We start from the raw sequence: 20925 nt of genomic DNA, 5'->3' as shown, positions 1-20925 counted from the left end.
GATCCTCTTCAGGTTCGCGCCTCCTTTCGCATGCCGTATCGGCGCCGTCAGCCCGAACACACCGTCGCCCGATCGCCCATCGCCAAATCCCCCTTCGCCCGATCCTCCATGGCCCACGGCATCGGCGCCACCGCGCCGGCCCGGGAGGCGATCACCTGATGGCCGGTGCCGTTGCCGGCGTTCTGGATCGCCAGGGCCACCTCGGTGAGGTGCAGGGCGAGGTCGGCGTCGAGCCGGCTCGCACGCCCTTCCGCCCGCGCCGCCAGCATCTCCTGCGGCCCCAGCGCGAAGTTCATCGCCGTCGCCCCCTTGCGCCCGACCTTGGCGTGGGTGGGCCCCGCGACGCGCAGGCGGCGGGCGAGGGGGGAATCGATCAGGCGGCGGCGTACCACGTGCCGGCGGCGCAGCCGGACGGGGGCGTCGTTCGACCAGCACTCGCCTACCTCCAGGATGCCCTCGTCGCCGAAGATGCGCAGGGAATGGTCGTGCGGCGCCACCACCGAGCAGGTGAGGCGCGCCACGACCCCGCTCTCGAAGAACAGCGAGGCGCTGGCATAGGTCGGCGCCGCTCTCGTCCCATCGGCCAGCGTCAGGCTTAAGACCTCGGCCGAGGCCGCCGCGACCCGGGTCACCGAGCCGAACATCGCGATCAGCCAGGTCAGGTAGTAGCCGGCATGCTGGAGGGCGCAGCCCACCGCCAGCTCGTCCTGCACCGGCCAGGGCGCGCCGGATTCGCTGCGCCAGGTCTCGTGCGGCGCGCGGATCAGGAAGCCGTCGTCGATCTCGGCATAGACGAGACGGGGCGTGCCGATGACCCGCTCGCGCAGGGCCTTCCAGACGATCTGGGCGCTCTCGCCGAGCGCGCTGCACGGTGCCGAGGCCAGCATCACGCCGCGCTCGGTCGCCACCCGGTGGAGGTGGCGCGCATCGTCGAGCCGGGTCGCCAGCGGCTTTTCCGAGTAGACCGCCAGCCCCGCCTCCAGGCAGGCGAGGCTCACGGCGTAGTGCGAGCCCGGATTGGTCAGGTTGAGGATCAGGTCCGGCCGCCGGCCGATCAGATCGTCGAGGCTCGCGGCCTCCGGGACGTGCCAGTACTGGCCGAAGGCGTGCAGCCGGTCCCGATCGATGTCCCAGGCCCCGGCTATCGTCACCTCCGGCAGGGTCGCCAGGGAGCGCATGTAGTAATCGGCCACGAATCCCGTGCCGACGATGCCGATGCTCGCCACCTGACCTGCTCCCCGTTTCCGTCTTGCGCCGCGAAGGCTAGACCAGGGGGCGGCCCATCGAACCGGCGCAAAGGGCCGAGGCGCAGGTCGCACTCCAGGGGAGGATTAAGTCGTGACCTACCGCTTTCGGAGACGCGGCCCGGTATCGGACGTGGATCGACGCGGACAGGATTGAACGATTCGAATCTACGTCGGGGTGGGGCCGAGCGCGGCAAGTCGAGGCGACGGCCTCGCCGCATGGGAATGTCGGCGAGACCTTCCGGTCGCCTCGTCAGACCGAGCCGACGGTCTTCAGCCGCGCCCGCGGGTGGATCTCGGCCTGGCTCATCACCGGGGTCTCGCGGCGGAAGCGCTCGATGATCGAGCGCACGAAGGGCCGGGCCTGAACCGAGGTGACGAGGACCGGCATCTCGCCGAGGCGAGCCGCCTCCTCGAACCGGTCGCGCACCGTGGTGACGAAATCCGACAGCTTGGAGGGCTGCATCGCCAGGTGGCGCTCGTCGCCGTGGCCGACGATCGCCTCCATGAAGGCGGTCTCCCAGGCCGGCGACAGGGTGATGATCGGCAGGACGCCGCCCGGCCCCTGGTACTGGGCGCAGATCTGGCGGCCGAGGCGGGCGCGGACGTGCTCGACGATGTCGCGCGGGTTCTTGATGTGGCCGGAAACCTCGGCGATGCCCTCGACGATGGTGCCGAGGTCGCGGATCGAGACCCGCTCGGAGAGCAGGTATTGCAGCACCCGCTGGATCCCCGTGGTGGCGATCTGGGCCGGCACGATCTCCTTGATGAGCTCGCCGTGCTCCTTCGGCAGTTCCTTCAGGAGCTTGTGCACCTCGACGTGGTTGAGGAGGTCGGAGACGTGGGCCTTGATCACCTCGGTGAGGTGGGTCGAGACCACGGTCGCGGCATCGACCACGGTGTAGCCCTTGAGCTGGGCCTCGTCGCGCAACGAGGCGTCGACCCAGGTCGCCGGCAGGCCGAAGGTCGGCTCCATCAGGTGCTGGCCGGGGAGCTGCACCTGGCCGCCCATCGGGTCCATCGCCATGAACTGTCCCGGGAAGACCTGGCCGGTCCCGGCCTCGATCTCCTTGACCCGCACCACGTAGGTGTTGGCGTCGAGCTGGACGTTGTCGAGGATGCGCACCGAGGGCATCACGAAGCCGAGCTCGGCGGCGAGCTGCCGGCGCAGGGCCCGGATCTGGTCGGTGAGCCGGTCCTGGCCCTCCGGCCCGTTGACGAGGGCAAGCAGCGCATAGCCCATCTCGAGCTTCAGGTCGTCGAGCTTGAGAAGGTCGGCCGCGGTGTCTTCCTTGGGCTGGGCCCCGGACCCGGTCACGGCCCCGTCGACCGTCACGGCGCCGCCGGGCGCGTCCTCGTCCACGGGCTTCGGCAGCAACGCGATGCGGCGGGCGAGGTAGGCGGCCCCGAGCCCGAGGGTCACGAAGGGCAGCATCGGGATGCCGGGCAGGAACCCGATCAGCAGCATCACGCCGGCCGACATGCCGAGCGCCTTGGGGTAGTTGGCGATCTGACGACCCAGCGCCCGGCCGGCGGCACCGCGCACGCCGGCCTTGGAGACGAGGAGGCCGGCCGCCGTCGAGACGATCAGCGCGGGGACCTGGCTGACGAGGCCGTCGCCGACGGTGAGCAGGGTGTAGGTCTTGCCGGCCTCGGCGAAGGTCAGGCCCTGCTGGGCGACGCCGATGATGATGCCGCCCACCACGTTGATGAAGGTGATGAGCAAAGCCGCGATCGCGTCGCCGCGGACGAATTTCGACGCGCCGTCCATGGCGCCGAAGAACGAGGATTCGTCCTCGAGCGACTGGCGGCGGGTCCGGGCGGTCTTCTCGTCGATGAGTCCCGCCGAGAGGTCGGCGTCGATCGCCATCTGCTTGCCGGGCATCGCGTCGAGGGAGAAGCGCGCCGCGACCTCCGCGATGCGCCCCGAGCCCTTGGTGATGACGACGAAGTTCACGATGATCAGGATCGCGAAGACGATGATCCCGATCAGGAAGTTGCCGCCCATCACGAAATGCCCGAAGGCCTCGATGACGTGGCCCGCCGCCGCCGTGCCCTCGTGGCCGTGGCCGAGGATCAGCCGCGTCGAGGCGAGGTTGAGCGCCAGCCGCAGCATCGTGGTGATGAGCAGCACCGTCGGGAAGACCGTGAATTCGAGCGGGTTCTCGATGAACAGGCCGGTCATCAGGATCAGGACCGACAGGATGATCGAGACCGCCAGCAACAGGTCGAGCAGCAGGGCCGGCAGCGGGAAGATCAGCACCGTCAGGATGGCGAGCACCGAGACGGCGAGCACGATGTCGCTGCGGCGCGCCAGCGCCATCAGGTCCGCCCGCGTCGGCAGGACGAAGATGCGGCCCGCGCCGAGTGCCCCGGTCTCGCTCATCGAAGATCCACCTTCCCGTCGACCCGGCAATTCCTGCCGGGTCCATGGTTAGGGAAGGGTTAACGCGACCATGCGGGTCGTGCGGGCGCCTCGTGACGGCGCACGATGAACGTCTGTCCAGTTTCGAACGGGAACAATTTTCGCGTTCCAGTTTTGTGCGCCGCAGCACAAGCGAAAGACGAAGGCTCCGAGGCTGACGGTCAAGCTGAATACGAAATATTTTGAAATCCGGGTAATGCCCGAGGTTCAACGTTCCTCCTGCGGAACCAAGACGCCCTGCAACGATTGAGAAGGCATCGATCGCTCAGACAAGGTTCGAGGAGATCATGCGCAAGACCCTCATCACCCTCGCGGCTCTCGGCATGCTCGGGGCCGGCGCGGCCCAGGCCCAGACCACGGTGACGGGCGATCCGGCCCGCGACGCCAAGCCCAGCACCCACTCGCAGGGCCAGGAGGCGGTGACCCGGCCCAACACCGACATGATGGACAAGACCAATCCGGGTACCACCGGGACGGTCGCCACCAACGCCAAGCTCGAACCCGGCGCCAACAGCTTCACCGAGGCCCAGGCCCGCAGCCGCATGGAGCAGGCCGGCTTCAAGAACGTGACGGATCTCAAGAAGGACGATCAGGGCATCTGGCGCGGCCAGGCGATGCAGTCCGGCAACACCGTGATGGTCGGCCTCGACTTCAAAGGCAACGTCTCGACAGCCCGCTGAAGCCAGCGACTTTTCGCATCCCGACACTCCCAGCATGAGGAGGACGCCCATGGCGACCCGTACCATCTCGGCCCTGTTCGACAGCTACGACGAGGCCTCCGCGGCCGTACGCAAGGTGGAGGCGGCCGGCGTGCCGCATTCCGACATTAGCATCGTCGCCAACAACCAGGACGAGCGCTATTCCAGCCATCTCGGCAAGCGCGACACGACGACGACCACCGGCGAGACCGCGCACGACGCCTCGAACGGCGCCGGGGCCGGCGCGTCGATCGGCACCGTGCTCGGCGGCGGTGCCGGCCTGCTCACCGGCCTCGGCCTCCTCGCGATCCCGGGCGTCGGCCCGGTGGTCGCCGCGGGCTGGCTCGTCGCCACGCTCGCCGGTGCCGGCGTCGGCGCCGCGGCGGGCGGCCTGATCGGTTCGCTCACCGGGGCTGGCCTCAGCGAGGAGCAGGCCCATACCTACGCCGAGGGCGTGCGCCGTGGCGGCACCCTGGTGACCGTGCGGGCGGACGACGCCCATGCCGACCGGGTCCACGGCATCCTGAAGGAGCACGGCTCGGTCGACATGGACGACCGCACCCGCGGCTGGCGCCAGGAGGGCTGGACCGGCCGTCATGACGAGACAGCCCCTTCGCTGACCAACCCGGCCGCGGTGGCCGGCGGCTCGTCGGCGGTGGGTGCTGCCGGCAGCACCACCACCGGCCTCAATACCGGCGGCATGCCCTTCGCGGCCGGCGCCGCGCCGACCACCCAGACCGTCGATCCCGGCCTGCCCGGCACCACCCGTGAGCGCCAGCTCGGCATCGAGGACGAACTGCCTCCGGTCCGCCAGCCGATGGGCACCGAGCGGCGCTGAGCGCCGATCCATCGACGTGACGAGGCGGCGGCAGGGGCGACCCTGCCGCCGCTTCCTTTTGCGCGTGTCCGGTGCGCCGGATTGTCCGTCGACTGTCGCGGAGGCGAGGCGGCACGGCGTCGACTGATGGAAAACTTGCCGTCGACATCGCTGAACTGTGCGCCGGCGCACCTCGCCTCCTTCACTCGAATGACGCGCACCATCCGGTTTTGGCATCTTTATGGACTCCTGACGGCGCGGCTCGCGCCGGGGGGATGCCGGATGTTCGACGCCGATGCGTGGCCGGCCCTGCTGGGGCCGCTCTTCACCGCCTATGCCCCGGTCCTCGCCGCCCCCGGTCCCAACCTGCTGGTGGTGCTGCGGGCGAGCGTCGCGGGCTCCGGGCGCGGCCCGGTCGTCGCCGCCCTCGGCGTCGCCTGCGGCGCCGGCCTGGCGGCGGCGATCGCCGGGCTCGGCGTCTCGCTGCTGCCGGCCGGCAGGCTCCTCACCGGCCTCGGCACCGCCCTGTTCGCGCTCCTGATGCTGCGCGCCGCCTACCGCCTGGCGAGCGGCCAGGCCGGCCTCCCTGACGATCCGGCCCGGTACTCGCGCGGGCGGGATGCCGGCACCTTCGCCCTCGGCCTCGGGGCGGCGATGACCAACCCGGTGAGCCTCGCCTTCTTCGCCGGCTTCTTCCTCGCCCATCCGGACCGGGCGGCGGTGCCGGTGGCGGGGGCGGCGGTGTTCTGCATGGCGGCGACGTGGTTCGGCCTCGTCGGGCTCGTCCTCGCGCGGCCCTCCTGCCGGGCGCGGCTCGCCGGCACCGGGCGCCCCGCGCGCCTCGTCCTGGCGGCGCTCCTCGTGGTCTGCGCCGCGCTCGCCGTGTGGCGTGCGTTGGCCTGACGCCGGTCGCTCACCCCTCGCCGCGGGCTTGCAGCCCCGAAAAATCCGTCGTCCGTTCGGCGAGGTCGTCGAGGTTGCGTCGCAACTGCTCGAGGCTGAAGGCGAGCCAGAAGATGCGGCCGACGGCGTCGGTGGAGAGGGTGCGGGTCACCTGGCGCCGGCGCATGCCGTCGATGGCGTCGCGGTAGCCGGCGATCGCCGCCGCCAGCGCCGCGGCGTCGCCGGCGGGCCGGCTTCCCGCCGCGAGCGCATCGGCGAGACCGCGCAGGCGCTCCGCCGCCGCCCGGGCGGCCTCGCCCCAGGCTTCGGCGAGATGGATCCGCAGCACGTCCGCATCGGCCTCCGCGATGGCGCGGCGCAGGAGCACGAGGTCGTGGCGCAGGCGCATCAGGGTGCGCAGCAGCGGGTCCGGATCGGGGGCGGCCGAGAGCCGGCTGCGGCGCTCGCGGGCGGCCTCGCCCGCCAGGGTCTCGAGGCGCGCGAGTGCCCGGCGCACGGCCGGCGGCAGGGCCTTCACCTCCGGCGTCTCCTCGGCGTCGAGGCGCGCGAGCGCCGCGAGCTGGTCGGCGAGCAGGCCGGCGAGGCGTCCGGCCTGGCCCGTCACCGCCCGCGCCGCCCGGGCCGGCGCCACCAGGAGCGAGACCCCGAGGCCGACGACGCAGCCGAGGCCGATCTCGAAGATCCGGTCGAGGGCGAAGGCGAGGGGGCCCACCGTCGAGCCGGTGGTGGAGAGCAGCACGATGATCGCGGTGATCGGCGCGATCCGGAAACCGGCCGAGACCGTCGCCGCGAAGGTCAGCGGCGCCACCGCCACGAACAGGGCCGCGAAGGTCGAGGCGCCGCCGTGATGCGGGATCGCGAAGGCGACCGCGCCGCCGTAGCAGGCGCCGATGACCGAGCCGAGGAAGCGGTCGAACGCCGCCTTGAGCGAGCCGCCGACGCTGCTCTGGGTGACGATGAGCGCGGTGATGACCGCCCAGTAGCCCTGCGGCAATCCGAGGGCTTCGGCGAGCACGAAGGTCGCGAGGCTCGCGACGGTCATCCGCACGGCTTGCGTCAGGCGCGGCCGCTGGCGGTCGAAGGCGCGCCGCAGGTTCGTCGATGCCCGCTGCAGGCTGTCCGGGAGAAAGGCCATGGCGGCGAGGAAGCCGGTGCGGGCCGCCGAGTCAATGGCCGAGCCGATGGCGCAAGAGCGGCCGCCGGTTTCGCGGCGGACATCCGCGACCGGACACGATCCTGAGCGGACGACGCGTTGGCCTGCCGACGCAAGTCTGCGTAGGGTTCGTTTTGCGTCGGGACGGCCGTCATCCGGGCTTTACCGGAGTCGTGCGATGTCCCTACGAGAGATGAGCGAGCCACGACGCGAGGATCAGGGCGGTGACGATGCGCAAGATCGCGGGTTTAGTCGGGATGATGGCCATGCTCTCGACCGTGCAGGCTGAGGCGCGCTCTCTGTCCGCGATCAAGCAGGACGGCACGCTGCGGGTCGGGCTGACCGGCGACTACGCGCCCTATTCGGTGCGCCTGCCCGATGGCGGCATCAAGGGCGCCGACGTGACCATGGCGGGCGAGCTCGCCCGTGCGCTGGGCGTCAAGGTCGAGATCGTGCCGACGACCTGGAAGACCCTGAAGGACGATCTCCTCGCCGACCGCTACGACGTCGCCATGGGGGGCGTCAGCGTCACCCCCGACCGGGCGTCGGTGGCCGATTTCTCGATTCCCGTCCTGACCGACGGCAAGCGTCCGATCGTGCGCTGCGCCGACAAGGACCGCTACGTCTCCGTCAAGGACATCGACAAGCCCGAGGTCCGCGTCGTGGTCAATCCCGGCGGCACCAACCAGCGCTTCGCCGATGCCAACTTCCCGCACGCCTCGGTGCGGGTGTTTCCGGACAACCGCGCCATCTTCAAGGAGGTGGCCGAGGGCCGGGCCGACCTGATGGTGACCGACGGTGCCGAGGTCGATTACCAGGCGCGGCGCCATCCCGGCGTGCTCTGCCCGGCCGCCGTGCCGGGCACCTTCGACAAGGCCGACAAGGCCTACTGGATGACCCGCGACCCGGCGCTGAAGGCCGCCGTCGATGCGTGGCTGGGACAGACGCTGAAGAGCGGCGCCTACGGCAAGGCGCTGGCGAAGGCGGCGGAATAAGACGGCGGCCTCGTCCCGGGAACCGCGAGTGGCTCCCGGGGAGGGGGCGCTACCGCTCCTCCGCCTTCACCCACTTGATCACCCGGGGCGGCTCGTAGGCGCGGATCCGCGCCACGAGGCCGGCCGGTTCGGTGCCGACGATCAGCATCGCCCGGTGCGGCTCGCGCACGAAGCCCTCCGCCACCACGGAGTCGAGGAAGGCCAGCAGCCCGTCGAAGAAGCCGCCGGCATTGAACACCGCGAGCGGCTTCCTGTGGTAGCCGAGCTGGGCCCAGGTCCAGACCTCGAACATCTCCTCGAAGGTGCCGAGGCCCCCCGGGAGCGCCACGAAGCCGTCGGCGAGGTCGGCCATCAGGGCCTTGCGTTCGTGCATCGAGGCGACGACGCGAAGCTCCGTCAGGCCGAGATGCGCGGTCTCCTTCTCGACCAGCGCTTGCGGGATGATGCCGGTGACCCGGCCGCCGGCGGCGAGCACGCCGTCGGCGACCGCGCCCATCAGCCCGACCTTGCCGCCGCCATAGACCAGCTCGATCCCGGTTTGAGCGAAGTGGCGCCCGAGCGCGGTCGCCGCCTCGCGGTAGAGCGGGCGGGCCCCGTCGCTGGAGCCGCAGAACACGCACAACCGCATGATGATTCTCCCTGTCGATCCGTCCGGAACCGTCCGATCGATCGTGCCGGTCTTTCTACTCCGCACCCTCATCCTGAGGTGTCAGTCCATCGACGATGGACTGACACCTCAGGATGAGGGTGCGGGTGGGACGAGCGATGGAAAGGCGTCGCCCCGGCCCTCAGCCTCCTTGCGCCTGCAGCTCGCGCACGATGGCGTCGCCCATCTCGGTGGTTCCCACCGCGTTGGTGCCCGGCCCGGCGATGTCGCGGGTGCGGGTGCCGGCGGCGAGCGTGCGGGTGATGGCGCTCTCGAGCTGGTCGGCGGCCTCAAGGAGCCCGAACGAGTAGCGGAGCGCCATCGCCAGCGAGCCGATCATGGCGATCGGGTTGGCGAGGTTCTGGCCGGCGATGTCGGGAGCCGAGCCGTGGACGGGCTCGTAGAGGGCGCGCCGGGTGCCGTTCTCGACCGCGCCGAGCGAGGCCGAGGGCAGCATCCCCAGCGAGCCGGTCAGCATCGCGGCCACGTCCGACAGGATGTCGCCGAACAGGTTGTCGGTGACGAGCACGTCGTACTGCTTGGGGTTGCGCACCAGCTGCATGGCGCAGTTGTCGGCCAGGACGTGCTCCAGCCCGACGTCGGAATACTGCTCGGCATGGAGCTTGGTGACGGTCTCCTTCCAGAGCACGCCGGTCTTCATGACGTTGTGCTTCTCGGCCGAGGCGACCTTGTTGCGGCGCTTGCGGGCGAGGTCGAAGGCGACCGCGGCGATGCGCTCGATCTCGCCGGTGGTGTAGATCTGGGTATCGATCGCGCGCTTCTGGCCGTCCTCGAGGGTCACGATCTCCTTCGGCTCGCCGAAATAGACGCCGCCGGTGAGCTCGCGCACGATGACGATGTCGAGGCCCTCGACCAGCTCGCGCTTGAGCGCCGAGGCCTCGGCGAGGGCCGGGTAGCAGATCGCCGGGCGCAGGTTTGCGAACAGGCCCAGGTCCTTGCGCAGGCGCAGCAGGCCCGCCTCGGGGCGCTTGGCATACGAGACGCCGGCCCATTTCGGCCCGCCGACGGCGCCGAACAGCACCGCATCGGCGGCCTTGGCCCGGTCCATCGCGGCTTCCGAGAGCGGCACGCCGTGGGCGTCGATCGCCGCGCCGCCGACGAGATCGGTCTCGGTCTCGAACTGCGCGATGCCGGCGCGGGTGAACCAGGCCAGGACCTTGGCGACTTCCTGTGCCACCTCGGGGCCGATGCCGTCGCCGGGCAGGAGCAGGATCTTGTGCGTGGCCATGGCGTGGATCTTTCAAACCGGGAAGAGAGGGGAGGGCGGGGGGCGGTCCCCCCGCGGGAATCGAGGGATTTTAAGACTTGCGGGCGACGGTGAAGCGGGCGGCCTCGCACAGCGTCGCGGCGGCCTCGCCCCAGGGCTTGAGCGCGGTCTCGCACTCGCCCACCAGGCGCTCGCACTCGGCACGCGCCCCGTCGAGGCCGAGGCGGTCGACCAGGGTGGCCTTGCCGGCATCCTTGTCCTTGCCGGTGCGCTTGCCCATCGCCTCGGACGAAGCCTCGCGGTCGAGGATATCGTCGGCGACCTGGAAGGCTTGGCCGAGCGCGCGGCCGTAGGCGAGGAGCGCGCGGCGCTCCTCGGGCGAGGCGCCGCCGACGAGCGCGCCGGCATCGACCGAGAAGGCCAGGATCGCGCCGGTCTTCATCGCCTGGAGCTGGAGCGTGGCGTCGACGTCGAGATTGGCCGGGCCGAAGCGCCCCTCCGCCCCGAGATCGAGGAGCTGGCCGCCGACCATGCCGCCGAGGCCCGAGGCGCGAGCGAGGCCGAGCACCAGTTCGGAGCGGATCAGCGGATCGGCCTGCCAGGCCGGATCGGCGACGATCTCGAAGGCCAGCGTCTGGAGCGCGTCGCCGACCAGGATGGCCGTCGCCTCGTCGTACTTCTTGTGCACGGTCGGCTGGCCGCGGCGCAGGTCGTCGTCGTCCATCGCCGGCAGGTCGTCGTGGACGAGCGAGTAGCAATGGACCAGCTCGACGCCGGCCCCGGCGGCCATCGCGCCCTCGAACGGACCGCCGAGCATCCGGGCGGTCTCGATGGCGAGGAACGGGCGCAGGCGCTTGCCGCCGTTGAGCACGGCGTGGCGCATCGCCTCCATCAGCCGGGGCGGCCGGGCGATCTCGCCCGCCTGGACGCCGTCGCCGAGGCGCTCGGCGAGGAAGCCTTCGGTGCTCTTGGCGACGGCCGAGAGCCGCGCCGTGAAATCGCCTGCCTGCGGGTATCCTGTGGTGGCGGCCATCGTATTTTCCTGGGGACGGCCCGCCGTCATGTCCTGCGGGGCCCGCGTTGACGTCATGGTGTCCTCGTATCGACGGGCACGCCGAGAGGAGGGTCGGATTCAGGAGCCGCGGGTCACGGCGGAGCGCCGGGAGGGCGTGCCGCAGCCGCTGCGGGGCTTGGTCCCGGCGGGGGCACCACCGGCGCAGGCCCGGGGTCGGCGGCTGTTGCGCGCCGTGCTCCTGGTGCCCGTGATGGTGGTCGTCCTCGTCCTGGTCCTGGCGCTCGTCTATCGCGCGCTGACCCCGCCCTCAACCCTGATGCTCGGCCGCTGGGCGACGCTCCAGCCGGTGACCCGGGAGGTGGTGGCGCTGGAGGCCATCGCCCCGGCCCTGATCCAGGGCGTCGTCGCCTCCGAGGACCAGCGCTTCTGCCTGCATGACGGCGTCGACTGGGGCGCGCTGTGGAGCGTGGTCGACGACGAGGACGGCCCGAGCCGCGGCGCCTCGACGGTGACGATGCAGACGGTGAAGAACGTCTTCCTGTGGCCGGGCCGCTCCTACCTGCGCAAGGCCCTCGAGATTCCGCTGGCGCTGCTGGTCGACGTGGTGTGGGGCAAGCGCCGGACGATGGAGATCTACCTCAACGTCGCCGAGTGGGGGGAGGGCATCTTCGGGGCGGAGGCCGCCGCCCGGCATTGGTTCAACAAGTCGGCCCGCGACCTCACCCGGGGCGAGGCGGCCCTGCTGGTCGCCGCCCTGCCGAATCCTTTCTTGCGCAACCCGCGCCGGCCGAGCCGGGCCCTGCGGGCGCTCGCCGGGCGGATCCAGGGGCGGACGAGCGGGATCGGGGGGTTGAGCCAGTGCGTGCGGTCGTGATGGTGGCCTTGCTCAGTATCCTGAAGATATAGCGCGGTTCCCCTCTCCCACACCTTGCAGCGATACCGGGCAAGCCCGGCATCGCCTGGAGAGGGGAACCCGCAACGTTCCTTTCAGGAAATGAGGCCGGATAAAACCTTGTAATTCCGATCGCGGGCATCATCCGATCCGCCGTAAGCGGAGCCACGCGAAGCACGGGAGTCGGCGGTGGGACACATTGGAATTCCGGGCCTTCTGGCTATGACCGCCCTCGCGCTCTCCCTGTGCGCACCGGCCCGGGCCAACGACAGCGCCGCCGCCCTCGATGCCGGCGGCCTGGTTCTGGTGCGCGACCCGGACATCACGCTGGCGAGCGAAGACCTGCGCATCGGCCTCGACCGGATCGCGGTCGATTATGTCTTCCGCAACGGCGCCGCGGCGCCGAAGACCCTGCGCATCGCCTTCCCGCTGCCGGCGATCGACGGGGCGCAACTGTCGATGAGCGCGCTCAGCCTGCCCTTCGAGGACCGGGCGAACTTCGTCGGGTTCACGGTGAGGGTGGACGGAGTGCCGGTGACGCCGCACCTCGAGGAGCGGGCCTATCTCGGCAAGAGCGAGGTAACCGGACTGCTCACCCGTCACGGCCTGCCGCTCAACCCGCTGCGGCGCAGGGACGTCGAGGCGGCGCTCAAGCGCCTCGCGCCGGCGGTGCTTCGGGAACTGGAGACGGCGGGTCTGATCGCGGAGGCCAAGGCCGATAGCGAGGCCCTGTGGCGCAGCGAGGCCAAGGTCCACTGGGAGCAGACCTTTCCGGCAGGACGCGAGCTGCGCGTCTCGCACGCCTACGCCCCCGTGAAGGGCAACCACCTGCTCGCGGCCGACGAGGCGGCAACGCCCGCCTACCGGGCCCGCTACTGCCTCGACGATGCCGGCCTCGCCGGGGTGCGGCGCCTGATCGCCGCCTCGCCGATGAAGGAGCAGGGCCTGACCCGGGCGGTCGAGGTGCCCTACATCGTGACGACGGCGCGCAACTGGGCCGGCCGCATCGGCCGCTTCACCCTGACGGTCGACAAGGGCAGTCCGAACGCCCTCGTGAGCCTCTGCCGCCAGGGTGTGCGCAAGACCGGGCCGACCACCTTCGTGTGGGAGGCGAAGGACTACGTGCCCGACGCCGACCTGCGCATCCTGATCGTCTCGAACGACGATGCGCTGCTCGGGATCCGGTAGGCGCCCCCTCCGAGCCGGCGAACCATCCGGCTTCCGCGCGACTTTCCGTCGAGGCCGCCCGGAACGGGGCTGGCGCGGCGGCCTTTCCCCCCGTAACACGGCCCCGCCCGCCCGTGCGGCGCGGCCCTTGAAAAGGGAAGCACGATGTTCACTCTCGAGATCGACGGCACGCCCGTCGCCATCATCCGGTCGAACGAGGAACGGGCCCGGGAGCTTCTCGAGGTCGAAGGTTTCAAGGACGACCTGCGCACCATGAAGAGCGACGGCCGTCCGCTGTGGACCGGCAAGCCCGAGTCGCTGAAGCTGCGCCCCGCCACCGAGGACGAGGTCGAGACCTTCGAGGACTCGATGGACGAGGAGGATTTCGAGGACGAGGACGAGCCCCAGGCCGCCAACGACAGCCAGGGCGAGACCGACGACGAGGACGAGGAGGACGACGTCGACATCCTGTTCCTGGTCGACATCGACGACGAGGACGAGGCGTAAGCGTCCATTCCGTGCGGCCGTCCCTTCGGGGTCGGTCGCACCGGGTATCCCGAGGCCCGCTCCGGCGACGGAGCGGGCCTTTTGCCTTACGCGCCGAGCTTGCGCTTGCGCTGGCCCAGCGTGCGCAGGCGGAGCGCATTGAGCTTGATGAAGCCCGCTGCGTCGCGGTGGTCGTAGGCGACGGCACCCTCCTCGAAGGTGACGAGGTCCTGGTCGTAGAGCGAGTTCGGGCTCTCGCGGCCGATGACGTGGACGCCGCCCTTGTAGAGCTTCAGCCGCACCGTGCCGGTGACCATCTCCTGGCTCTTGTCGATCAGGGCCTGGAGCATCTCGCGCTCCGGCGAGAACCAGAAGCCGTTGTAGATCAGCTCGGCGTAGCGCGGCATCAGCTCGTCCTTGAGATGGGCCGCGCCGCGGTCGAGGGTGATCGATTCGATCGCCCGGTGGGCCGGCAGCAGGATGGTGCCGCCGGGGGTCTCGTACATGCCGCGGCTCTTCATGCCGACGAAGCGGTTCTCGACGAGGTCGAGGCGGCCGATGCCGTTGGCCCGTCCCAGCTCGTTGAGCCTGGCGAGCAAGGTGGCCGGCGACAGATTTTCACCGTCGATCGAGACCGCGTCGCCGCGCTCGAAGCCGATGGTGATGATTGTCGGGGTGTCCGGCGCCTCCTCGGGCGACAGGGTGCGCGAATAGACGTAATCCGGCACGTCCTGCGCCGGGTCCTCCAGCACCTTGCCCTCCGACGAGGCGTGCAGGAGGTTGGCATCGACCGAGAACGGCGCCTCGCCGCGCTTGTCCTTGGCGATCGGGATCTGGTGCTGCTCGGCGAAGGCGATCAGCGATTCGCGCGAGCGGAAATCCCACTCGCGCCAGGGGGCGATCACCGTCACGTCGGGCTTCAGCGCGTAGTAGCCGAGCTCGAACCGGACCTGGTCGTTGCCCTTGCCGGTGGCGCCGTGCGACACCGCATCGGCGCCGACGCGCTCGGCGATCTCGATCTGCTTCTTGGCGATCAAGGGCCGGGCGATCGAGGTGCCGAGCAGATAGATGCCCTCGTACTGGGCGTTGGCCCGGAACATCGGGAAGACGTAGTCGCGGACGAATTCCTCGCGCAGGTCCTCGATGAAGATGTTTTCCGGCTTGATGCCGAGCAGCTCCGCCTTGGCGCGGGCCGGCTCCAACTCCTCGCCCTGGCCGAGATCGGCGGTGAACGTCACCACCTCGCAGCCGTAGGTGGTCTGGAGCCACTTGAGGATGATCGAGGTGTCGAGGCCGCCCGAGTAGGCGAGCACGACCTTCTTCACGCGCTTCTGGGGCTGGTCGGACATGCGGGGCGGGCCTTACGGTGATGGAGAACGGATGAACCGCGGGGGCTTACCAGCCCGGCCCGGCCCCGTGCAACCGCGCTCCGTAAGTTCCCTCGCCCGCCCGTGGCGAAGCGACGCCCGTGGCGACGCTTGTGGGCGGGGCCCGCGGACGCGAAGGTGACGCATCGGTCCGTTGTGAAGAGGGGTGCGATGGCGCGCCGGCCCACGCTCGAATTCTGGTTCGAGTTCGCATCCACCTATTCCTACCTCGCCGCGATGCGGATCGAGGCCCTGGCCGAGGCGGCCGGGGTGACCTTGCGCTGGCGCCCGTTCCTGCTCGGGCCGGTCTTCGCGGCGCAAGGCTGGACGTCGTCGCCGTTCAACCTCTTCCCGGCCAAGGGCCGCCACATGTGGCGGGATCTGGCCCGCGAGGCCGCCCGCCTCGGCCTGCCGCCGGTCGTGAAGCCCGAGAGCTTCCCGCAGAACAGCCTCGCGGCGACCCGGGTCGCGGTCCACGGCGCCGAGGAGCCGTGGATCGGCGCCTATGTGCGGGCGGTCTACGAATCCGAGTTCGCCCGCGGCCGGTCGATCGCCGAGCCGGCCGCGATCTCGGCCCTCCTCAACGGCCTCGGCCTCGACGGCCCGGCGCTGATCCGCGCCGCGACCCAGGAGCCGGTGAAGAGCCGCCTGCGTTCGATCGGCGAGGAGGCCAAGTCCCGCGGCCTGTTCGGTGCCCCGAGCTTCCTCACCGAGGACGGCGAGCTGTTCTGGGGCAACGACCGTCTGGAACAGGCCCTGGCCTGGGCGGTGGGGGAGCGGCCGGCGGGCTTGCGCTAGAGCGCTTCACGATCGCGTTGCAATCGCGAAGCTCCAGGCCTTTGTTTTGACGCATTTTCTCCGACGAACCGGTGTTCACTTCGTCGGAAAATACTCTGAAGGCCCTATTCCTTCTCCAGGATCGACACCGTGCCGTCGCGCTCGACGATCGCGACCGCGACCTTGTCGAGGTCGTCGAGCTTCTCCTGGCGGGCGGCGGTGCGGATATCGGCCTGCTGCATGCGCAGTCGGCGCATCGCGGTCTCGTTCCAGCGGCCGTCGCGGAACACCACGATCGGCGTGCCGTCGACGATGCGTTCGAACCAGACGAAGCGCAGCTTCAGCCACGACACCGCGACATGCATCAGGCCGACGGTGAAGAGGGCGCTCATCGCGCCGACGAAGGAGCGGTCGTCGCCCAGCACGGCGCTGACCGAGAGGCCGCCGAACAGGAACAGCACCACCATGTCGATCGGTGCCTGCTGGCTCGCGGTGCGGCGCCCGATCAGCCGGATCACGAACAGCACGATGACGTAGGCCGCGGCGGCCTTGACGACGGTGTTCATCTCTAAGGCACCGCGAATTGCGACCAGGATAATGTCTCGCCTTGGTCGAGGCGAGCGGTGAGGTTCACGCCGCCGCGGAAGCTCGGCGAGCCGGTGAAGCGGATCACCGCGTGGGTCTCCCCCGGGATCACCGGGAAGACGAGGCGGATGCCGCCGCCGGCGGCCTGCCAGCTCTCCGGCCGCGGCGTGATGCTCTCGAGGCCGAACAGGTCGACGAGTTCCTTGGCGATCGTCACCGCGACCTCGTCGCCGCCGGGCGGGACCTTGGTGTCGAGGCGCACGATCGTCGGTGCCCCGAAGCGGGCCACCGGCTCGTAGTGGATCACGATCGACTTGTCGCGGTTCGCCCGGGTGTGCTCGCTGAAGGGGCCGCGCCCGAGAAGGCCCAGCGCGCAGACGACCACGAAGGCCAGCATCAGCCAGCGCCCGGCGAGCTCGGCCCGGCGCCAGCGATCCTCGAAGGCGGGATAGAAGCCGGCGGCGATCTCGTCGCGCATCGGCGGATCGTCATGGATGACCTTCACGGAGCCCTCTCGCCGCGCGCCCGGTTGCGAGGGATCTCGCAAGGGTCGCACGCGGCGAGATAGTGCCCTCGCGTCAGCCGGCCATCGTCCGCGCGGGGATTGCGTCTCCGCCGCCGGCTCGACGCTCACCCCCGTGCGATCGACGCCACCCCCGTCACCGACCGCGGCGACGGCTCCTCGGCCGCGACCCAGCGCAGGCAGAACGCCGCCGCGAGCATCGGCAGGGCGAGCGCCAGGCAGTACTCCGCCCGCTCCCAGCCCGCCGCCATCAGCATGCCGGCGAGGCCTGGGCCGGTGACGGCGCCCAGGCGTCCGACGCTCATGGCGAGCCCGGTGCCGGTGGTCCGCACCGGGGCCGGGAAGATCGGCGGCACCACCGCGTACATCGCGTTGATCGAGCCGTAGAGGCAGAAGCCGATGAAGAGGGTAGCGGCGAGCAGCGCCGCGGGCGTCGCCGGAACCTGGCCGAAGAGCGTGGCGGCGACGAAGAGCCCGGCCATGAAGGCGGCGGCGAGCCGGCGCGTCCCGGTCCGGCGGGCGACGAAGCCGAACAGCAGGCAGCCGGCGGCGCCGCCGAGATTCATCAGCATCGCCCCCGAGATGCCGCCGCTGACGCTGAGCCCCAGCTCGGTCAGCACCTTCGGGGTCCAGCTCAGGAAGAAGTAGCAGGTCGTCATCACGCAGAAATATGCCGCGCAGGCCGCGAGCGTCCGGGCACGGTAGGGTGGCCGTGCGATGGCCGCGAGGCTGGCGCCGGTCTCGGCTTCGGCCCGCGAGGGAGCCGGCAGGGCGCCGAGCGCCGGGCGTCCGAGGCGCGCCAGCACCCGGTTGACCTTCGCCAGTGCCCCGGCCGGACGGCGGCCGATGAGGTAATCGAGGGATTCCGGCAGGAAGGCCAGAACGGCCGGCACGAGGGCCAGCGCCACGAGGCCGCCGAAGACATAGACCGAGCGCCAGCCAAAGGCCCCGATCAGGTAGACCGAGAACGCGCCCCCGAGGGTCGCGCCGATCGGATAGCCCAGCGACATCAGCGAGATCGACAGGTTGCGCCAGCGGTCGGTGGCGTATTCGGCCACCACGATGTTGACGGTGGCCAAGCCCCCGCCGATGCCGAGCCCGGTGAACAGCCGCACCAGGGCGAGTTCGGTCAGCGTGCGGGTCGCGGCCGCCGCCAGCATGCCGATGCACAGAATGGCGAGGCAGACGAGCACCGTGGTGCGCCGGCCGAGGCGGTCGCTCAACGGGGCGATCAGCAGGGCGCCGAGCCCCATCCCGGCGAGCCCGGCGCTGAACAGGAGACCGAGATCGGTGGGTTTCAGGGCGAAGTCCTTGGCGATCGAGGCCGCCGTGAAGGCGACGACCAGCACGTCGAAGCCGTCGAGCGCGCAGATCAGCACGCAGACCGCGACGGCAGCGACCTGGAACGGGGTCATGGCGCCCTGGCGGATGGCGGGGCGGGGGTCGGATGTGTCCTGTGCGGTGACCAAGGTTGTCCTCCCGAAGACTTGGATTATCGTTTTTTTGAATATGGCGCGGGGCGTGACACCCTCTGCGTCATCCCGGGGCCGCGCAGCGGAACCCGGGATCCATAACCGCTGACGATGCAGGACAAGGCGGAAGGCTTGTCGCCTCGTTCAGCAACGTCATCCCGGGTTATCGACTTCGCCGAGCCTCGGGATGACGTTGGAGTTCTGAGAGAAGTCGCGGTTCGACTGGCTTTCGTCGAACCGTCCGCCTCACCCCGCACGATCCGCCGTATCGATGGTGATCCCGCCGCCCACCACCCGCGACACGCAGGTGCAGAGCTGCGCGTTCGTCGCCTTCTGGGCGTCGCTGAAGAACACGTCGCGGTGATCGACGGTGCCGTCGGTGTCCAGGATCTTCACCGTGCACAACCCGCATTCGCCACGCCGGCAATCGTGGATCATGCCCACACCCGCCGCCTCCAGCGCTTCCAGCATGGTCTGGTGGCGCGGGACGACGATCTCCCGGGACAGGCGCGGGATGCGGACCGTGAACGCCTCGGCGGCGTGGCGGCCGCCGGTGCCGAAGGTCTCGAACCGCAGGCCTTGGGCCGGGCGGCCCGCCTCCGCCCAGGCTCGGCGGCCCGCCTCCATCATCCCGAGAGGGCCGCAGAGATAGGCCTCGCCGCCGGGCGGCAGGTCCGCGATCGCTGCCGCGAGGTCGATCCGCCCGCCCTCCTCGTCGGTGAAGGTCCGGAGCCTTTCGCCGATCCGTGCCCGCAGGTCGTCGGCGAGAGCCAGGTCCTGCCGGGTCCGTGCCGCGTAGAGCAGATGGAACGGCGCCCCGGCGCGGTGCAGAGCCAGGGCCATGGCGTGCAGCGGCGTGATGCCGATGCCGCCGGCGACGAGCAGGTAGCCGGGCCGGCCGGGGGTGAGGCCGAAATGATTGCGTGGGCCGGAGATGCTGAGGCGCGCGCCGGGCTCCAGCCCGTGCATGTAGGCCGAGCCGCCGCGGCTGTCGGGCAGGCGCTTCACGGCGATGCGGTAGAGCCCGTCGGCGCCGGAATCGAGGAGCGAGTAGGAGCGGGTATCCGGCCGCTCGCCGATCATCACCGCCACCCCGAGATGGCTGCCGGGCGCGGCGAGCGGCCCGGGAGAGGCCGGCTCGATCTCGAAGAGACGGATATCGGGCGTCAGCGCCCGGGTGGCGCGCAGGCGCGCCGGGTGCCAGTCGGTCGCGGCCATGGCACTATTCCGCCGCGATGCCGACGGACGGGGTCGCCTTGGCCGGGTCATTCTTGCTCGGAGCTCGGCCCTCCTTCGCCATCATGCCGTCGATCAGGCGGTGGGCCCAGAGCGCGCCGGCATCGATGTTGAGGTTGTAGAACGGCTGGCGCGGCTGGCGGTCGATCGCCCGCTGCTGGGCCTCCAGCACGTCGTGGTCCTGGTCGTAGACGCCCTTGCCGTCGTTGACGTGGGCGCGGTTGAGGCTCTTCGTCAGTTCCTCGTCGTCGGTGCGCCAGCTGCGCACGAAGTTCCAGAAATAATGGCAGCTCGTCGCGGTCTCAGGCGTAATGGCCGCCAGGAAGAAGCCGTTGACGCCCTGGGACCGGTCGCCCTGACGCGCGCCTGTGCCGGCGAGCGCCACCCCGACGTCGCCCGCCACCACCGTCGGCGCCTCGAACCGGATGATCTGCCAGCGATCGACATGGCCGGGCTTGCCGAGGTTGCGCGCCCAGAACGGCGGCGGCTCGATGTTCTCCATCCAGCGCTCGACCGTGACGCAAGTGTCGGTATGCGTCACCTCGAACGGGCTGCGGGTGATCGCGTCGTCGCCGATGCTGCCGGCATGGACGTAGGTCTCATGGGTCAGGTCCATCAGGTTGTCGATGACCAGCCGGTAGTTGCACTTCAGGCCGTAGAAGGTGCCGCCCTCGCCGACCCACGGCGCGTCGCTGTTCCAGTGGAAGTCCGGCACGAGGTCGGGATCGGCCAGAGCCGGGTCGCCCATCCAGAGCCAGATCAGGCGATAGCGCTCCACCGCCGGGAAGGCGCGCACGCAGGCCGAGGGGTTGATGGTCTCCTGCGCCGGCATGAAGGTGCAGCGGCCGGACGCGTCGAAGACGAGCCCGTGATAGCCGCACATCACCTGGTCGCCCTTGAGGTGGCCCAGCGACAGCGGCAGCAGCCGGTGCCAGCAGGCATCCTCGAGCGCCGCGACGGCGCCGTCGGTGCGGCGGTAGAGCACCACGTCCTTGTCGCAGATCCGGCGCGGCGTCAGCGCGCGGCCGATCTCGTGGTCCCAGGCGGCGGCGTACCAGGCGTTCAGGGGGAAGCCCTTGGCGTCCGTCATCGTTCTCTCCCTCGTCGCGTCGGCCTCGCGGGTCTTTTCGCCTCGCTGACGGTCCGGTCGTGCGGCGATTGGGCTTGGCCGTATCGGGTCGCCGGACGGATTGCCCGGAAGCGTCCGACGGTCGGCTGGCCGGTGTTGCGCCGCACACAGGTTTCGCGTGCCGGATCAGCAGTTTGGAACTGGTCCGGTTCGACGCTCGGACGCTA

At 70.5% G+C, this 20925-nt stretch carries 20 protein-coding genes; 8 read left to right on the top strand and 12 right to left on the bottom strand.

Features of this window, described 5'->3' with window-relative positions; all coding sequences use genetic code 11:
* Window positions 1-47: 47 nt before the first annotated feature.
* Together AC3AOF_RS15605 and flhA are read right to left on the bottom strand one after the other, a co-directional pair.
* The gene (locus AC3AOF_RS15605) at window positions 48-1226 is read right to left on the bottom strand and encodes a Gfo/Idh/MocA family protein (protein ID WP_488345824.1); all 1179 of its coding nucleotides are present in this window, start codon (window positions 1224-1226) and stop codon (window positions 48-50) included.
* 271 nt (window positions 1227-1497) lie between these two features.
* Entirely contained in the window at window positions 1498-3630 is a 2133-nt protein-coding gene (gene flhA / locus AC3AOF_RS15600) for a flagellar biosynthesis protein FlhA (protein WP_236989984.1), read from the bottom strand.
* Between the two features lie 326 nt (window positions 3631-3956).
* Here flhA and AC3AOF_RS15595 point away from each other — a divergent pair, with 326 nt between their 5' ends.
* The 3 genes from AC3AOF_RS15595 to AC3AOF_RS15585 all read left to right on the top strand — a co-directional run bounded on the left by AC3AOF_RS15595 (window position 3957) and on the right by AC3AOF_RS15585 (window position 6087).
* Window positions 3957-4349 (top strand): hypothetical protein, encoded by a 393-nt coding sequence (locus AC3AOF_RS15595; RefSeq protein WP_236989985.1) that lies wholly within the window; start codon window positions 3957-3959, stop codon window positions 4347-4349.
* A 49-nt stretch (window positions 4350-4398) separates the two neighbouring features.
* Entirely contained in the window at window positions 4399-5205 is an 807-nt protein-coding gene (locus AC3AOF_RS15590) for a general stress protein (protein WP_236989986.1), read from the top strand.
* 261 nt (window positions 5206-5466) lie between these two features.
* A complete protein-coding gene (locus tag AC3AOF_RS15585) occupies window positions 5467-6087 on the top strand; it encodes a LysE family transporter (protein ID WP_488345823.1) in 621 nt (206 codons plus the stop codon).
* A 10-nt stretch (window positions 6088-6097) separates the two neighbouring features.
* Here AC3AOF_RS15585 and AC3AOF_RS15580 read toward each other — a convergent pair whose 3' ends face one another.
* Window positions 6098-7222, bottom strand: a complete 1125-nt coding sequence (locus tag AC3AOF_RS15580; protein WP_488345822.1) for an FUSC family protein — start codon at window positions 7220-7222, stop codon at window positions 6098-6100.
* Between the two features lie 284 nt (window positions 7223-7506).
* On the opposite strand from AC3AOF_RS15580, the gene AC3AOF_RS15575 reads away from it, so the two are divergent.
* The gene (locus AC3AOF_RS15575; RefSeq protein ID WP_488345821.1) at window positions 7507-8235 is read left to right on the top strand and encodes a transporter substrate-binding domain-containing protein; all 729 of its coding nucleotides are present in this window, start codon (window positions 7507-7509) and stop codon (window positions 8233-8235) included.
* A 49-nt stretch (window positions 8236-8284) separates the two neighbouring features.
* Here AC3AOF_RS15575 and AC3AOF_RS15570 read toward each other — a convergent pair whose 3' ends face one another.
* The 3 genes from AC3AOF_RS15570 to AC3AOF_RS15560 form a co-directional block, all read right to left on the bottom strand.
* Window positions 8285-8863, bottom strand: a complete 579-nt coding sequence (locus AC3AOF_RS15570) for an LOG family protein (RefSeq protein ID WP_488345820.1) — start codon at window positions 8861-8863, stop codon at window positions 8285-8287.
* 160 nt (window positions 8864-9023) lie between these two features.
* Window positions 9024-10130 (bottom strand): 3-isopropylmalate dehydrogenase, encoded by a 1107-nt coding sequence (gene leuB, locus AC3AOF_RS15565; RefSeq protein ID WP_488345819.1) that lies wholly within the window; start codon window positions 10128-10130, stop codon window positions 9024-9026.
* A 70-nt stretch (window positions 10131-10200) separates the two neighbouring features.
* Entirely contained in the window at window positions 10201-11142 is a 942-nt protein-coding gene (locus AC3AOF_RS15560; protein ID WP_488345818.1) for a polyprenyl synthetase family protein, read from the bottom strand.
* A gap of 232 nt (window positions 11143-11374) precedes the next feature.
* On the opposite strand from AC3AOF_RS15560, the gene AC3AOF_RS15555 reads away from it, so the two are divergent.
* The 3 genes from AC3AOF_RS15555 to AC3AOF_RS15545 all read left to right on the top strand — a co-directional run bounded on the left by AC3AOF_RS15555 (window position 11375) and on the right by AC3AOF_RS15545 (window position 13690).
* Complete coding sequence (locus AC3AOF_RS15555) at window positions 11375-11998, top strand: biosynthetic peptidoglycan transglycosylase (RefSeq protein WP_488348999.1); 624 nt, start codon at window positions 11375-11377, stop codon at window positions 11996-11998.
* A 240-nt stretch (window positions 11999-12238) separates the two neighbouring features.
* On the top strand, window positions 12239-13204 hold the full coding sequence (locus tag AC3AOF_RS15550) for a DUF4424 domain-containing protein (protein ID WP_488345817.1): 966 nt from the start codon (window positions 12239-12241) through the stop codon (window positions 13202-13204).
* 144 nt (window positions 13205-13348) lie between these two features.
* Window positions 13349-13690 carry a hypothetical protein gene (locus AC3AOF_RS15545; protein ID WP_236989993.1) on the top strand — a complete coding sequence of 114 codons (342 nt, stop codon included), beginning with the start codon at window positions 13349-13351 and terminating at the stop codon, window positions 13688-13690.
* Window positions 13691-13776: 86 nt separating this feature from the next.
* On the opposite strand, the gene AC3AOF_RS15540 is transcribed toward AC3AOF_RS15545, so the two are convergent.
* Window positions 13777-15018: an argininosuccinate synthase gene (locus AC3AOF_RS15540; protein ID WP_236989994.1), complete on the bottom strand. Its 1242-nt coding sequence runs from the start codon at window positions 15016-15018 to the stop codon at window positions 13777-13779.
* A 189-nt stretch (window positions 15019-15207) separates the two neighbouring features.
* Here AC3AOF_RS15540 and AC3AOF_RS15535 point away from each other — a divergent pair, with 189 nt between their 5' ends.
* Window positions 15208-15834, top strand: a complete 627-nt coding sequence (locus AC3AOF_RS15535) for a DsbA family protein (RefSeq protein WP_488345816.1) — start codon at window positions 15208-15210, stop codon at window positions 15832-15834.
* 104 nt (window positions 15835-15938) lie between these two features.
* On the opposite strand, the gene AC3AOF_RS15530 is transcribed toward AC3AOF_RS15535, so the two are convergent.
* The 5 genes from AC3AOF_RS15530 to AC3AOF_RS15510 all read right to left on the bottom strand — a co-directional run bounded on the left by AC3AOF_RS15530 (window position 15939) and on the right by AC3AOF_RS15510 (window position 20719).
* Complete coding sequence (locus AC3AOF_RS15530) at window positions 15939-16379, bottom strand: DUF421 domain-containing protein (RefSeq protein WP_488345815.1); 441 nt, start codon at window positions 16377-16379, stop codon at window positions 15939-15941.
* A 2-nt stretch (window positions 16380-16381) separates the two neighbouring features.
* Entirely contained in the window at window positions 16382-16903 is a 522-nt protein-coding gene (locus AC3AOF_RS15525) for a hypothetical protein (protein ID WP_488345814.1), read from the bottom strand.
* Between the two features lie 125 nt (window positions 16904-17028).
* Window positions 17029-18390, bottom strand: coding sequence for an MFS transporter (locus AC3AOF_RS15520; protein WP_488345813.1), 1362 nt, complete (start codon window positions 18388-18390; stop codon window positions 17029-17031).
* Window positions 18391-18639: 249 nt separating this feature from the next.
* Window positions 18640-19611: a PDR/VanB family oxidoreductase gene (locus AC3AOF_RS15515; protein ID WP_488345812.1), complete on the bottom strand. Its 972-nt coding sequence runs from the start codon at window positions 19609-19611 to the stop codon at window positions 18640-18642.
* A gap of 4 nt (window positions 19612-19615) precedes the next feature.
* Window positions 19616-20719: an aromatic ring-hydroxylating dioxygenase subunit alpha gene (locus AC3AOF_RS15510; protein ID WP_236990000.1), complete on the bottom strand. Its 1104-nt coding sequence runs from the start codon at window positions 20717-20719 to the stop codon at window positions 19616-19618.
* Window positions 20720-20925: the final 206 nt, after the last annotated feature.

The organism is Methylobacterium sp. 142-1Y (assembly GCF_057747795.1).
This window is presented reverse-complemented; position numbering and strand designations above follow the sequence as displayed.

Bases quoted from the DNA above. Each gene is read 5' to 3' on its own strand.
- flhA (WP_236989984.1), bottom strand. From the start codon at position 3,630: ATGAGCGAGACCGGGGCACTCGGCGCGGGCCGCATCTTCGTCCTGCCG.
- AC3AOF_RS15595 (WP_236989985.1), top strand. From the start codon at position 3,957: ATGCGCAAGACCCTCATCACCCTCGCGGCTCTCGGCATGCTCGGGGCC.
- AC3AOF_RS15590 (WP_236989986.1), top strand. From the start codon at position 4,399: ATGGCGACCCGTACCATCTCGGCCCTGTTCGACAGCTACGACGAGGCC.
- AC3AOF_RS15585 (WP_488345823.1), top strand. From the start codon at position 5,467: ATGTTCGACGCCGATGCGTGGCCGGCCCTGCTGGGGCCGCTCTTCACC.
- AC3AOF_RS15580 (WP_488345822.1), bottom strand. From the start codon at position 7,222: ATGGCCTTTCTCCCGGACAGCCTGCAGCGGGCATCGACGAACCTGCGG.
- AC3AOF_RS15575 (WP_488345821.1), top strand. From the start codon at position 7,507: ATGCTCTCGACCGTGCAGGCTGAGGCGCGCTCTCTGTCCGCGATCAAG.
- AC3AOF_RS15570 (WP_488345820.1), bottom strand. From the start codon at position 8,863: ATGCGGTTGTGCGTGTTCTGCGGCTCCAGCGACGGGGCCCGCCCGCTC.
- leuB (WP_488345819.1), bottom strand. From the start codon at position 10,130: ATGGCCACGCACAAGATCCTGCTCCTGCCCGGCGACGGCATCGGCCCC.
- AC3AOF_RS15560 (WP_488345818.1), bottom strand. From the start codon at position 11,142: ATGGCCGCCACCACAGGATACCCGCAGGCAGGCGATTTCACGGCGCGG.
- AC3AOF_RS15555 (WP_488348999.1), top strand. From the start codon at position 11,375: ATGGTGGTCGTCCTCGTCCTGGTCCTGGCGCTCGTCTATCGCGCGCTG.
- AC3AOF_RS15550 (WP_488345817.1), top strand. From the start codon at position 12,239: ATGACCGCCCTCGCGCTCTCCCTGTGCGCACCGGCCCGGGCCAACGAC.
- AC3AOF_RS15545 (WP_236989993.1), top strand. From the start codon at position 13,349: ATGTTCACTCTCGAGATCGACGGCACGCCCGTCGCCATCATCCGGTCG.
- AC3AOF_RS15540 (WP_236989994.1), bottom strand. From the start codon at position 15,018: ATGTCCGACCAGCCCCAGAAGCGCGTGAAGAAGGTCGTGCTCGCCTAC.
- AC3AOF_RS15535 (WP_488345816.1), top strand. From the start codon at position 15,208: ATGGCGCGCCGGCCCACGCTCGAATTCTGGTTCGAGTTCGCATCCACC.
- AC3AOF_RS15530 (WP_488345815.1), bottom strand. From the start codon at position 16,379: ATGAACACCGTCGTCAAGGCCGCCGCGGCCTACGTCATCGTGCTGTTC.
- AC3AOF_RS15515 (WP_488345812.1), bottom strand. From the start codon at position 19,611: ATGGCCGCGACCGACTGGCACCCGGCGCGCCTGCGCGCCACCCGGGCG.
- AC3AOF_RS15510 (WP_236990000.1), bottom strand. From the start codon at position 20,719: ATGACGGACGCCAAGGGCTTCCCCCTGAACGCCTGGTACGCCGCCGCC.